The 13,464-nt window shown below is 35.6% G+C and carries 11 protein-coding genes; 8 read left to right on the forward strand and 3 right to left on the reverse strand.

The genetic code is table 11. The features are described 5' to 3' along the window. Nucleotides 1-8 precede the first annotated feature (8 nt). The 5 genes from DOK76_RS06820 (at nt 9) to DOK76_RS06840 (ending at nt 5,594) form a co-directional block, all read left to right on the forward strand. Nucleotides 9-1,094, forward strand: coding sequence for an LCP family protein (locus DOK76_RS06820; RefSeq protein WP_242542235.1), 1,086 nt, complete (start codon nt 9-11; stop codon nt 1,092-1,094). A gap of 96 nt (nt 1,095-1,190) precedes the next feature. Beyond that, nucleotides 1,191-2,045: a DegV family protein gene (locus DOK76_RS06825; protein ID WP_206966115.1), complete on the forward strand. Its 855-nt coding sequence runs from the start codon at nt 1,191-1,193 to the stop codon at nt 2,043-2,045. A gap of 99 nt (nt 2,046-2,144) precedes the next feature. Then, complete coding sequence (gene alr, locus DOK76_RS06830) at nt 2,145-3,257, forward strand: alanine racemase (RefSeq protein ID WP_206966117.1); 1,113 nt, start codon at nt 2,145-2,147, stop codon at nt 3,255-3,257. Beyond that, the gene (locus tag DOK76_RS06835) at nt 3,258-4,199 is read left to right on the forward strand and encodes an AEC family transporter (protein WP_206966119.1); all 942 of its coding nucleotides are present in this window, start codon (nt 3,258-3,260) and stop codon (nt 4,197-4,199) included. 48 nt (nt 4,200-4,247) lie between these two features. After that, entirely contained in the window at nt 4,248-5,594 is a 1,347-nt protein-coding gene (locus DOK76_RS06840; protein WP_206966121.1) for a DEAD/DEAH box helicase, read from the forward strand. Between the two features lie 191 nt (nt 5,595-5,785). Here DOK76_RS06840 and DOK76_RS06845 read toward each other — a convergent pair whose 3' ends face one another. The 3 genes from DOK76_RS06845 to DOK76_RS06855 form a co-directional block, all read right to left on the reverse strand. Next, nucleotides 5,786-6,196: an Rrf2 family transcriptional regulator gene (locus tag DOK76_RS06845; protein WP_206966123.1), complete on the reverse strand. Its 411-nt coding sequence runs from the start codon at nt 6,194-6,196 to the stop codon at nt 5,786-5,788. Between the two features lie 17 nt (nt 6,197-6,213). Further along, nucleotides 6,214-6,843 carry an NAD(P)-dependent oxidoreductase gene (locus DOK76_RS06850; protein ID WP_206966125.1) on the reverse strand — a complete coding sequence of 210 codons (630 nt, stop codon included), beginning with the start codon at nt 6,841-6,843 and terminating at the stop codon, nt 6,214-6,216. A 143-nt stretch (nt 6,844-6,986) separates the two neighbouring features. After that, nucleotides 6,987-7,418, reverse strand: a complete 432-nt coding sequence (locus tag DOK76_RS06855; protein ID WP_206966127.1) for a GNAT family N-acetyltransferase — start codon at nt 7,416-7,418, stop codon at nt 6,987-6,989. A 389-nt stretch (nt 7,419-7,807) separates the two neighbouring features. On the opposite strand from DOK76_RS06855, the gene alaS reads away from it, so the two are divergent. The 3 genes from alaS to DOK76_RS06870 all read left to right on the forward strand — a co-directional run bounded on the left by alaS (nt 7,808) and on the right by DOK76_RS06870 (nt 13,464). Beyond that, nucleotides 7,808-10,450, forward strand: coding sequence for an alanine--tRNA ligase (gene alaS, locus DOK76_RS06860; RefSeq protein ID WP_206966129.1), 2,643 nt, complete (start codon nt 7,808-7,810; stop codon nt 10,448-10,450). A gap of 163 nt (nt 10,451-10,613) precedes the next feature. After that, entirely contained in the window at nt 10,614-11,387 is a 774-nt protein-coding gene (locus tag DOK76_RS06865) for an ABC transporter ATP-binding protein (protein WP_242542236.1), read from the forward strand. Continuing rightward, complete coding sequence (locus DOK76_RS06870) at nt 11,359-13,464, forward strand: FtsX-like permease family protein (RefSeq protein ID WP_206966130.1); 2,106 nt, start codon at nt 11,359-11,361, stop codon at nt 13,462-13,464. Before DOK76_RS06865 ends, DOK76_RS06870 begins: the two co-directional genes overlap by 29 nt.

Consider the following 13,464-nt stretch of genomic DNA (forward strand, 5'->3'; position numbering starts at 1 on the left):
TGTAAATAATGTCAAATATGACAAGAATGGATCGACATCGCCAAGCGGAAAAAGAAAAAAATGAGAAAAAAAATAAAAAACAGGTAAAAGAACAACTTCAAGGGCCTGTACCAGATAATGATTACAAAAGTGGTGGTGGTGGAAACATACCACCTAAAGGAACAAAACCACCAAAAGCAAAGAAACCTAAGAAGAAAAGAAAGAAAACACGCATTTTCTTAATGGTTCTACTGGTGATTGTTATTCTTTGTACGTTTGGTTATTTTAAAGGCTATATGGCAACCAAAATGGATAAAAATAATCAGCAACCAGATGTAGGAAATTTTGTTGGTGAAAAATCAACAGACGGCTCAACGAATATTTTATTATTAGGTAGCGACTCAAGAGGTGAAGATCAGGGACGTTCTGACACTATTATGATTGCTCATTATGATAAAAAGAATAAACAACCTAAAATTGTTTCTATTATGAGAGATACGTTTGTCCCAATCCCAACAAAAGATGGGGTTGAATACAATAAAATCAATGCGGCTTATGCTTATGGTGGACCAGAGCTTGTTAGACAAACAATTAAACAAACCTTTGGTATTCCTATTCAGTATTATGCCATTGTTAACTTTGAGTCGTTCCCTAAAATAGTGGATACGCTCGCTCCTGGTGGACTCAAAATAGATGCTGAAAAAGACTTAGAAGTTGAAGGGACTGTGATTAAAAAAGGGCCTCAAAAAATGAACGGACATGAAGCCTTGCAGTATGCTCGCTTTAGAAAAGATGAAGAAGGTGACTTTGGTCGTGTTCGTCGTCAACAACAAGTAATGTCAGCTCTTGTAAGTACTAGTTTAAGTCCGCTTAATGCGTGGCATATTCCAGAAGCTCTAGGAAAAGTTCGTGGCTATACGCAAACAGATATTCCGTTTAGTTTTTACCCATCAGCAGGAATGAATTATTTATTTAGTTCTCATAAACCGTTAGAAATTCTGACAGTTCCAGTAAAAGATACTTGGACAGACGGTTACTATGACTATGCAGGTAGTGTCCTTGAAATTGATGAAGGAGCTAATAAAGCTGCGATTAATGAATTTTTTAATAAGTAAGAATTATCTGGCTTTTTCTTTACATTGCCAGAAGAGAACTCTATAATGTAGGTTAGGCATTATAGAGCCCAAAGAGAAAAGAATTGAGGAAATCGGATGAAAATTGCAGTCGTCACGGATAGCACCGCTTATATCAAAGAAGACTATCGCACTCGTGAAGATTTATTTATAGTCCCTGTCCCCCTAATTATTGATGATCAAGTGTATTTAGAAGACATTGATATTCACGTGGATGGTTTTTATGACAAACTAAGACAAGCGAAAAGTTTCCCCAAAACATCTCAACCTGCGATTGGTGAGTTGTTTGAATTATATGATCGTATTGGTAGTCTTGGCTATGATGCTGTGATCAGTATTCATATGTCATCAGGAATTTCTGGCTTAGTCCATTCAGTAGCAAGTATAGCAAGTGAAGTCAAATCAATTTCTGTCTATCCTTTTGATTCGCTATTAACCAGCGGACCAATGGGGAAAATGGTGGAAGTTGCAATGGATATGGCTCAACAAGGTGAAGCTACTCCTGATATGATAGTAAGTAAATTAACACAGATGAGAGAAAAAGTTGAAGGTTTAATTGTTGTAGATGATTTAAATCATTTAGTACGTGGAGGCCGTTTGAAGAATGGGGCTGCTATTATTGGTACCTTATTGAAAATCAAACCCATTCTAATGTTTAAAAACGGTGATATTGTTTTAAGTGAGAAAATTCGTTCACAAAAGAAAGCATTGAAACGTGTTGAAGACATTGCTTTAAATGAAGTTGCAAGTAAGCCTGATGATAGTACGTTTTATGTGATTCATTGTAACAATTTAGAAACTGCTGAGATTGTTAAACATGACTTATTAAAAAAACACAAAGAGTTAGAAGTTATTATTTGTGATTTTGGTCCTGTTATTGGCACTCATTTAGGTGAAAAATCAGTTGCAATTGGTGTTGCACCAAAAGGATAATTAGAAGGCTTAGCAAGTCACTTGTTAAGTCTTTTTTTGTTTCACCTTTCAAATTTATGATAGAATGAAATCGTAACAAAACAGAAAGAAGGAAAAGAAATGACTCCAAGTAATTTTCGACCAAGTCGTGTCGTTGTTGATTTAGACGCGATTAGTTACAACGTAAAAGAAGAGATAAACAGATTAAATAAAAAACAAGAACTCTTTGCAGTCGTAAAGGCAAATGGTTATGGACATGGAGCAGTGGAAGTGGCTCAAATAGCTATTAAAGCAGGGGCAACTGGTCTTTGTGTGTCTAATCTAGATGAAGCCTTGGAGTTAAGAAAAGCTGGGATAAAGGTCCCTGTCTTAGTGTTGAGTTATGTCTCATTAGCTTATTTACCAATCGTTATTGACAATAATATTACTTTAGCTGCTCCAAGCTTAGAATGGCTAGAAGAGCTTGATCAAGTGATTGAAGAACCTGTTAAGATTCACTTGAAAATTGACTCTGGTATGGGACGCATTGGTTTGTATGGTAAAGAGAGTATGGAAGCCGCTAAAAAAATCTTAGATAATAATGAGTTAATTATTTTTGAAGGTTTGTTTACTCATTTTGCAACAGCAGATTCTAAGAGTCTAGAGCATTTTAACGTGCAACAAAGCCGCTTTTTGGAAGCTTTAGAAATCTTAGGTGAAGGCGTTAAATATATTCACACAGCTAACTCAGCTACAGCTCTTTGGCATGATGCTTGGGAGAGTAATCTAGTTCGCTTTGGAGACGCCATGTATGGGATGAACCCTTCTGGTAGAGAACTAGAAGAACCTTATCCGCTTAAACAGGCATTAACTCTAGAAACAGAAGTAATTCATATCAAAGAATTAAACAAAGGTGAAAAAGTTGGCTATGGTGCCACTTATGAAACAAAAGGAAAAGAGTGGGTTGCCACTTTACCAATCGGCTATGCAGATGGTCTCATTAGACGCTTTCAAGGATACGAAGTAATTGTTAATGGCAAGAAATACCCAATAATTGGTCGCGTGTGTATGGATCAATGCATGATTAGATTAGATGAGAAAGTCCCAGTTGGAACAAAAGTAACTATTTTTGGACAAAATCAGCATGAATTTAATTCAGTCCAATCTGGAGCAGAATATGTGGGAACGATTAATTACGAAGTGACTTGTGGTCTGACGGATCGTTTGCCTCGTATGTACGTAGGAACTAACTAGATGATCGCAGCGTATCTAAATATTTTAGTTGTTTTTGCCATTATTCTTTTGAGTTATATCCTAACTTGGAAAAAATGGTTTGACAGTCATGTTGCAGATGTCTTTTCAAAATTAGTCTTAAACATCACACTACCTTTAAGCATGTTTCTTAACATGACACAAAAGTTTACTCGCGAAGAGTTTTTAGAGCTATTTAAGGGTATTGCGTTACCCTTTGTGTCCATACTAATCACATTTGGTATTAGTTTTCTTTACGCCAAACTAACTAAAGTCCCTATATCAAGGCGTGGATCTTTTATGACCATGTTTACTGCTGCCAATACGATTTTTATGGGACTTCCTGTTAATATGGCTGTTTTTGGCGAAAAGGCGATTCCTTATGCCTTGCTTTATTATATTTGTAATACCACATTCTTTTTTACAGTGGGGATTATGTTAATAGCTAAAGATAATCCAGAAATCAAATTAAAAGAGGCTCATTTTAGTTTTAAGAAATTAGGAAAACAACTAATGTCACCAGCTTTAATGGGGTTTATCGTAGGAATATTATGGTTGTTGACAGGCAAACCTGTACCTAAACCGTTATTTGATTTTTCTTCTTATATTGGTGGTATGACTACTGCCTTATCCCTTTTTGTGATTGGAATCATCATTTATGAGACTGGGATTAAAAATTTGAAGATGAATAAAGATGTGGCAGGCGTTTTAATTGGAAGGTACTTAATCTCACCACTGGTTGTGTATTTGGTTTCTTTCGTTATACCGGTTCCACCCTTGATGTTACAAGTATTTATCCTACAGTCAGCTATGCCAGTTCAAAATGCTATGCCCATACTTTCTAGGAGTTATGGAGCAGACGAGGAGTTTGCTACAAGCTGTTTGACTTACTCTATTTTAAGTTATTTTGTATTTATTTTAGTGATTCTTAAATTGTTTATGTAAAGTATGGTATAATGCCAAAGGACAAAAAAGAAGAAAGAAGGTGAGAGAATGAATACATTTAATCAATTCAAACTCAAAGAATATATTATTGAAGCCTTAGACGAAAAAGGATTCAAAGAACCAACAGAAGTGCAAAAGAAATTAATCCCAGTGATTATGAACGGGAAAAACGTAGTCGGCCAATCTCAGACAGGATCAGGGAAAACTCATACGTTCTTACTACCAATGATGGAAGCTATCGACTCTCAAAAAGACGAAGTTCAAGGAATTATTACAACACCAAGTCGTGAGTTAGCTGAACAAATTTATCAAGCAGCTATCCAAATTGCGAAACACTCTCCAGAAGAAATTAGAGTGGCTCAATACGTTGGTGGAACAGACAAACAACGTCAAATGGATAAATTAAAATCAAATCAACCTCACTTAGTTATTGGAACACCTGGTCGAATTTTAGATTTAATCTCTAGCCAGTCGTTAAAATCACATACAGCAAAATTCTTTGTTGTAGATGAGGCTGATATGACACTTGATATGGGATTCTTAGAAGATGTGGATCAAATCGCAGCAACTTTACCTAAGAATTTACAAATGCTTGTTTTTTCAGCAACTATTCCAGTGAAATTACAACCATTCTTGAAAAAATACATGGATAATCCTGTAGTAGAACACATTAAACCAAGTTCAATTATCTCTGATACAATTGATAACTGGGTGATTTCAACAAAAGGTCAAGATGTGAACCAATTAGTGTATAAATTACTGACAATTGGTCATCCGTACTTAGTAATGGTATTTGCTAATACCAAACAACGTGTAGACGAAATTGCTACTTATTTAAAAGAGCAAGGGTTAAAAGTAGCTACTATCCATGGTGATATTCCTCCTCGTGAACGTAAACGAGTGATGAAAAACATCCAAAACTTAGACTATCAATTTGTTGTAGCGACTGACTTAGCAGCTCGTGGTATTGATATTGAAGGTGTTTCTCATGTTATTAATGCGGAAATCCCAACAGATTTAGATTTCTTCATTCACCGTGTGGGACGTACTGGTCGTAATGGATTAGACGGAACAGCAATTACACTTTACGCACCATCTGATGAAAATCAATTAGCTGAATTAGAAAAATTAGGCATTGAGTTCCATCCAAAAGCTATCCACGGAGGAGAAATTAAAGATTCTTATCACCGTGATCGTCGTAAAAAACGTGAAAAATCACAACGCCAATTAGATACAACTATGATTGGTATGGTTCAAAAGAAAAAGAAAAAAGTAAAACCAGGTTATAAAAAGAAAATCAATGCAGCCATTAGCCATAACGAGAAGAAAAAACGTCAATTGGAAAGACGTCAAACTAACCGTACTAATCGTAAAGCTAGAAAAGAAGATTTTTAATAGATAGTAAAAAAAGAGGCTGACTAAAATGTCAGCCTCTATTCTTTTACCTGAATTTTCTTTATTAGTCAGGGGATAAAAAGTCTGCTCTTTCAACAACTTCACAATTAAGATTCAATCGAAAAAGCCGATTGTCCCTTAATTCCTCCAGTTGCTCAGAGCAAAACGACTTTTGACCCACCCTGTTTGCGCTATACAGGCTTTATTTGGGAAGTCACGTCTTTAAGGGTGACATTATTCAATGAAGCCATTAATTCAGCTTGGATTTGTTGATAGGTGTTATCAAGTGCTTCCTGAATTTGACTACCAACTACACAGTTTAACTCAGTGTTTTGATGGATACCAAAGGGTAGTTCATCTTGATGCACAGCGAGATAAACGTCAAGCAACGTTATTTCTTCTGGTGCTCGCGCTAGTTTATTGGCTTTTTTTCCAATGCGACTTTCGATTAATTGCGCTTCTTTTAATTGACTCATGATTCTTCTAATGACAACAGGATTCGTTTTAACGCTTCCAGCAATTTGGGTGGAGGTCAAATGTTGTTCTGCCTCAATATCAAGTAGACTTAAAATATGAATCGCAACGCTAAGTTTAGTGGACAATTAATCACCTCCTTGACTTAGTAACGAACACTAACTCTTACTTGATTATCAGTGTTTGTCTCAATTTGGTCAAGTAGAGCCACTGCATAGTCTTGATAGCTTATGACGCTTTCACCTTTTTCATTTGTAGTGAATTCTTCACCTGTCAATGTGTAATGACCAGTGCGTTCTCCCTCAGGATTAAAGAATGCTGCTGGGCTAAGGTATAACCAGTTAACATCTGTTACGAGTCTAAGATTTGCTAAAGCTTCACTCATTGCAATCGCAGTTGGTTTAAAAGCGTCTGGGAAATCTTTGCCATCTTTTAATTGTAAACTATGCTCTTTGTTGATGTATAAACTACCAGCACCACCAACGACAACTAATCGAGTATCACTGTCTTTTAAGATCGAGGTTAGGTGAGCAAGGCTTGTTACATGAAGATTTGGTTTATCTTGGGGGGCGTTGAAGGCATTAATAATAACATCAAAACCAGCCAAATCTAAAGACGTTAAATCAAATAAATCTTTCTCAATAAAAGCAACTTCTTTATTTTGTAGTTTTTCTTTGTTTCTGACAATCGCAGTCACATCATGACCTCTTTTTATAGCCTCCTCTAATAGAGTAGATCCTGCTTTTCCGCTTGCTGCAATAATACCGATTTTCATAAATGATTCCTCCTAATTTTTAATGTAACTTCATTTGTTACATTAAGACTATAAAAATTAGTGATTCCTGTCAAAGAGAAAGCTCAACAAAAAAAAATAAGCAATGACAACTAAAAAGAGTCATTCCTTATTTACGAATAGGATTAAAGATTTTTTTCTAATTTAACACAGATAATGCCATCTTCTATAAATTCATCTGAAACAACGCTATAACCTAATTTTTGGTAGAAGGTGATAGCTTGTTTTTCACCGTGGATTCTTGAGAGTGTGCAGTTGTTTTGTCTACCGATATTTTCTAACTCTAGGATAACGCGTCTGCCAATGCCTTTTTTTCGCCATTCACGTCTAACGCAGACTCGGTCAGGTCTAACAGTAGTAGCGTCATCTTGTTGATATCTACCTGTTGCAATAGGTGTTTGTTGGTAATAAATGACTACGTAATTGGTGTGATCAGTGTCTAAAGAGTCAAATTCAGCTTTAGGTGAAATGTTTTGCTCTTGTACAAATACAAGAGTTCTTAAATAAAAAGAAGCAGCTTTTACCCATTGTTTATTACTAAAAATAACGGTTATCAATCTTATCATCTCCCAGTTTCTTGTCATGTCTACTTTTATGATACCATTAATTATCAGACAGAGAATAAAAATTATGTGTTTTTTTATTTTTTATTTCTTTAGCGGCATGAATGTTGACAGAATCAAGGATATTCATTATAATTTGTATGCTAGTAAGGAACAGATTTTTTAGACAGTTTAGAGAGCTTTCTGGTAGGTGAAAAGAAAGAGTGTTCGAGAAATAATGGCTATCCTTACATAAATTTGATAAGAAATTATCACGTGTTACTTTGCGTTAAAAAGTACTAAAGACGTAATGAATGTTGAAGCATTCTTGCAAGCAAGGTGGTACCGCGGTAGACGCCCTTGTTATGCAAGGTGCTTTTTTATATTTTTTAGGAGGAAAACAAATGAAACAATTGACAAGTGTTGAAGTAAGACAAATGTATTTAGATTTCTTTAAATCAAAAGGGCATCAAGTTGAGCCTAGCGCATCACTAGTACCAATCGAAGATCCAACTCTTTTATGGATTAACTCTGGAGTCGCTACATTAAAAAAATATTTTGATGGGACAGTAACACCAGAAAACCCAAGAATTACCAATTCACAAAAAAGTATCCGCACAAACGATATCGAAAACGTAGGAAAGACAGCACGTCACCATACGATGTTTGAAATGTTAGGAAACTTTTCAATTGGGGACTACTTTAAAAAAGAAGCGATTCATTGGGCTTGGGAATTACTAACAAGTGAAGAATGGTTTGCTTTAGATAAATCAAAACTTTATGTAACTGTGTATCCAGAAGATAAAGAAGCTCGTCGTATTTGGCATGAAGAAATTGGATTACCTCAAGAATCAATTATTGATATTGAAGATAACTTTTGGGATATTGGAGCTGGCCCATGTGGACCGGATTCAGAAATTTTCTACGACCGTGGCCAAGCATTTAACGATGTTGCTGAAGATGATCCAGAAAACTATCCTGGTGGAGAAAATGAACGTTACCTTGAAATTTGGAACTTAGTATTTTCTGAATTTAACCATACTGAAGATCACCAATACGAACCATTACCTCAAAAAAATATTGATACAGGTATGGGCTTAGAGCGTATGGTATCTATCTTCCAAGATGCGCCAACAAACTTTGAAACAGATCTCTTCTTACCAATTATCCATGCAACAGAAGAAATGTCTAAAGTTAAAAAATACGATGATGATTTAGCAACAAAAACAAGCTTTAAAGTAATTGCTGACCATGTACGTGCCGTAAGCTTTGCCATTGGTGATGGAGCTTTACCATCTAATGAAGGCCGTGGCTATGTATTACGTCGTTTATTACGTCGTGCTGTTATGCATGGTAAAAAATTAGGAATTGATGAAGCATTTCTATACAAATTAGTGCCAGTTGTGGGACATATTATGGAAAGCTACTACCCTGAAATCATTGAAAAACAAAGCTTTATTGAAAAAATCATTAAAACTGAAGAAGAACGTTTCCACGAAACAATCAATGATGGTTTACAAATTATCACTGATTTAATTGCTTCTCTTAAAGAAGAAGGAAAAGACACATTAGAAGGAAAAGACATCTTCAAATTATATGATACATATGGTTTCCCAGTGGAATTAACAGAAGAAATGGCCGAAGAAGAAGGCCTTAAAGTAGATCATGATGGGTTTGAAGTTGAAATGACTGCTCAACGTGAAAGAGCAAGAGCGGCTCGTTCAACTGAAAGCTCAATGAACGTTCAATCAGCTGTTTTATCTGACATTAAAGAAGCAAGTGAATTCATTGGTTATGACAAAACAGTAGCTACTGGTACATTAGTAGCCCTTGTCCAAGATGATGAAGAAAAAGAAAATGTATCTACTGGAGAAGCACAATTAATCTTCAATCAAACACCTTTCTATGCTGAAATGGGTGGACAAGTTGCAGATACTGGTGTGATTAAAAACGCAGAGGGACAAGTAGTTGCAACTGTTCTTAATGTGAAGAAAGCACCAAACGCACAACCTTTACACTTAGTAGAAGTGACAGGAGAACTTGTAAAAGGTGAAGAGTATACGTTAGTGGTAGATGAGTTATTAAGAAACAAAATCATCAAAAATCATACAGCGACTCATTTACTTCACCGTGCTTTAAAAGATGTATTAGGAGAGCATGCTAATCAAGCAGGTTCATTAGTTTCTCCAAATCATTTACGTTTTGACTTCACTCATTTTGAAGCAGTTACAGCTGATGAATTAAAAGAGATGGAACGAAAAGTAAATGAAAAAATTTGGGAAAGCATTCCTGTAGTAACCATTGAAACAGACGTTGATACTGCTAAAGAAATGGGCGCTATGGCATTATTCGGTGAGAAATACGGCAAAGTTGTCCGTGTTGTTAGCGTATCTGACTATTCAGTAGAACTTTGTGGTGGGGTTCATGTAAACAATACATCTGATATTGGTATCTTCAAGATTACCTCAGAATCAGGTATTGGTGCAGGTGTGAGACGTATTGAAGCTGTTACAAGTAAAGAAGCTTTTGAAGTCTTACAAACAGAAGAAACAGCTTTAAAAGAAGTAGCTCATTTAGTGAAAGCTCCTCAATTAAAAGACACTGTTTCAAAAGTAACTAGCTTACAAGAACAACTAAAAGAGTTACAAAAAGAAAATGAAGCCTTATTATCAAAATTAGCAAATGCTCAAAGTAGCGAAATTTTTGGTAATGTTCAAACAATTGGTGACGTTACAGTCATTGCTGCTGAAGTAAATGTGAAAGATATGAACCAATTACGTCAACTAGCTGACCAATGGAAACAAAAAGAATTATCTGATGTATTAGTATTAGGAACCTCTCAAGATGGCAAAGTAAACTTACTTGCTGCTATGACAAAAGAGATGAATGCAAAAGGTCTTAAAGCTGGAGATTTAATTAAAGCAATCGCTCCTCACGTTGGTGGTGGTGGTGGTGGCCGTCCAGATATGGCTCAAGCCGGTGGTAAAAATCCTGCTGGTATGAAAGAGGCACTTGCTGCAGTTAATGAGTGGGTCGCTTCAAAATAAGATATTGATTTAGACTTGTAAAGTACCAAGAACTGTCATGTTCGGTACTTTACAAGTCTTTTTTGTTTTCTTACAGAGGCGTAAGAAACCTGTCATTTTAGGCAATACGTTCTAGGTGGAAGATGGTTTATAATAAGAATAAACGAGTGATGGAGGAAGAATAATGACAATGATTACACTAGATAAAATAGTCAAAGTTTACCAAGGGGTAGTTCCACATGAAGCCTTGAAAAAAATTGATTTAAACGTTGAAAAAGGTGAGTTTTTAAGTATCATGGGTCCTTCTGGTAGTGGTAAGACCACCTTGTTAAATATTATAGCAACATTGGATAAACCAACAAGTGGTTATATTAAGATTGATGGCAAAGAAGTCAGTCAATTAGGAAAAGACGAGCTAAGTGCTTTTCGCTTAAAGAAAATTGGCTTTGTGTTTCAAGATTTCAATTTACTGCCTCCTTTGACAGTAGAAGAAAATATTATGTTGCCCTTAACCTTAGATAATGATTCACCTAAGAATATGAAAAAGAAAGTCAAGAAAATAATGGAGGATTTAGGAATTGCTCACTTAGCCAAAAATCGAATTCACGAAGCTTCTGGTGGAGAGAAACAACGTATTGCTATTGCACGTGCCTTAATCAATGACCCAGAAATTATCTTAGCTGACGAGCCTACGGGGAATTTGGATTCTAAAGCAGCAGGGGACGTGATGACCTTGCTTTCTGAGATTAATAAAATTCGCAAAGTCACAACAATTATGGTAACTCATGATGCCATATCTGCTAGTTATTCAAATCGTGTGGCATTTATCAAAGACGGTGAGTTTTACAATGACATCTACTGTGGAGATCATCGTGAAGATTTCTATCAAAATATTTTAGACGTACTCGCACATCTAGGAGGGACGAATCATGAATTTCAATCAACTCGTCATTCGTAATGTTCTAAGAAATGGTCGTGAATATTTAACTTATTTCTTCAGTAGTTTGTTTTCTGTCATGGTATTCTTTATTTTCTCTTTATTGTATTTCCATCCTGATTTAGGAAGTCAGTTACGAGGAAGTAGTGACACCATGTCTGAGATGGCGACTTTTGGGATAACAGTTGCCGAAGTGGTGATTGCATTAATGTCTTTTGTTTTCTTGTGGTATGCTTTTAGTGCTTTTCTGCAAACAAGAAAACCTCAACTCTCGGTTTACTTGACCTTAGGTATGTCTGAGAAGAAATTACGGAAGATGATTGTGTCAGAAAACTTAGTCTTAGGCTTTGGCTCGATTTTAGTCGGAACTCTTGCTGGGATAACCTTCTCTAAGTTGATTTTATTAATCTCTCAAAATATTTTAGCCGTTGAGGAAGGCTTGGCGTTTTATTTCCCTTGGAAAGCGATTTTGCTTACTTGGGTTGTCTATGCATTCATATTTCTGTTCATATCTCTTGTGACTATTTTAAAATTACGCAAACTAAATTTTATTGAAATGAAGTACGAACAAGAAGATATCGTAGTCGAACCGAAAACAAGCGTTGTTCTTGCAGCGCTTGGCGTGTGTCTTATTTTAGTTGGTTATATCTTAGTCTTTGGCTTTGTCTTAGATTGGGGTGGATTAGGAACTAACTTAATTACTCTACTTGCTTGTGTTCTAATCACCATATTAGGAACTTTTCTATTTTTTAAATACGCAAGTGTGCGTTTATTTTACTCGCTAAGAAACAAAAATATTTTCTTTAGACATGGCAACATGTTGACGATTAGTAACCTAATGCAACGAATGAAAAGTAACGCAACAATGTATTTTATGATTGCGATTGTAGGAGCTATTGCCTTTGTAGGTATCGGCGTGTCAAAAGCCATTGGTAGCTATGAATTTGGTAGCACTCAAGCGGATTCTTTTGCGGTTGTTTATACGAACAACTACGGAGATCCAACTGAAGCTAGTAAGAAAATTCATGCTGAGAATATTAAAGAAATTGAACAGCTGATTGAGAAGGAAGCACCAAATTATCTCTCTATAGATTTAAATCAAACGGATATTTGGGTGGAAGATGAAGCAATAGGTAGCTCAGAAATGTTAACGGGAATTAGCGAAAGTACCTTCAATCAACTTTTAACTTTTGAAGGTAAAGAGCCAGTTGTTGTTCCGAATGGCACCGTTTTGAAATTGGCACGAACAAATTCAGATGTTAAACAAGTCAAAAAAGAAAAATTAACATCGGTTAAAAAACCTGTTTCTTTATTATTCCAAACGGATAATGATAGCGAAGAACGTTCTTTAGCAACGCTAACATATTCAGAAGAGCAGATGGCCATTAGCCGTCCTCAAAATGCTTTGGCTGTTGTATCAGATGCAACCTTTGAAGAAATTAAAAAGAAAACACCCTATGAGTCACCAAACATTCATATTTTCCAGTTTAATGACTGGCAAAAATATCCTGAGATGAACAAAAAAATAGCTCAAGATTTATCCAAAAAACAAGTAGTGAGTGAGCAAAAGCTAGACGATTACTTCACTTCGATTAATAAGCGACCAGAAAATGATTTAACAGAAAGTGAAATTGATGGCATGATGGCTGTTGAAGCTGAAGGCTTTTATTACAGTACCATGTATAAAACATGGCTGGATACGAAACAAAAAAATGGCACAATTCTATTAATTAGTGTGTTGTTGGGTTCTGTATTCTTTACGTTTTCTTGTAGTATCATTTACTTTAAGTTGTTTAGTGAACTGGAAAAAGATGGGAAATATCATCGTTCTCTCTACATTCTTGGTGTCCCTGAAAAGAGAAGAAGGAAGATGGTAACAGTAGAGATGCTGATTATGTTCTTTATGCCATTTGTTATTTCAAGTTTACATTTTGTTGTAGCAATGAGCGCCTTAAAAACGATGGTTAATTTACCTGTTTATCAGTATCTAGGGCAGATTTTAATTGTGTATATTATCTTTCAAGTGTTGTTTTTCTTATTATGTCGCAGACAGTATGTCAAAACACTCAATAAATATGCTGAAAATATTAAGCGTTAG

Origin of the sequence: Candidatus Vagococcus giribetii (assembly GCF_017316185.1) — a bacterium.
Taxonomy (GTDB): Bacteria; Bacillota; Bacilli; order Lactobacillales; family Vagococcaceae; genus Vagococcus; species Vagococcus giribetii.

Coding starts and splice junctions, on each gene's coding strand:
- DOK76_RS06820 (WP_242542235.1), top strand. CDS start 9: ATGTCAAATATGACAAGAATGGATCGACATCGCCAAGCGGAAAAAGAA.
- DOK76_RS06825 (WP_206966115.1), top strand. CDS start 1,191: ATGAAAATTGCAGTCGTCACGGATAGCACCGCTTATATCAAAGAAGAC.
- alr (WP_206966117.1), top strand. CDS start 2,145: ATGACTCCAAGTAATTTTCGACCAAGTCGTGTCGTTGTTGATTTAGAC.
- DOK76_RS06835 (WP_206966119.1), top strand. CDS start 3,258: ATGATCGCAGCGTATCTAAATATTTTAGTTGTTTTTGCCATTATTCTT.
- DOK76_RS06840 (WP_206966121.1), top strand. CDS start 4,248: ATGAATACATTTAATCAATTCAAACTCAAAGAATATATTATTGAAGCC.
- DOK76_RS06850 (WP_206966125.1), bottom strand. CDS start 6,843: ATGAAAATCGGTATTATTGCAGCAAGCGGAAAAGCAGGATCTACTCTA.
- alaS (WP_206966129.1), top strand. CDS start 7,808: ATGAAACAATTGACAAGTGTTGAAGTAAGACAAATGTATTTAGATTTC.
- DOK76_RS06865 (WP_242542236.1), top strand. CDS start 10,614: ATGACAATGATTACACTAGATAAAATAGTCAAAGTTTACCAAGGGGTA.
- DOK76_RS06870 (WP_206966130.1), top strand. CDS start 11,359: ATGAATTTCAATCAACTCGTCATTCGTAATGTTCTAAGAAATGGTCGT.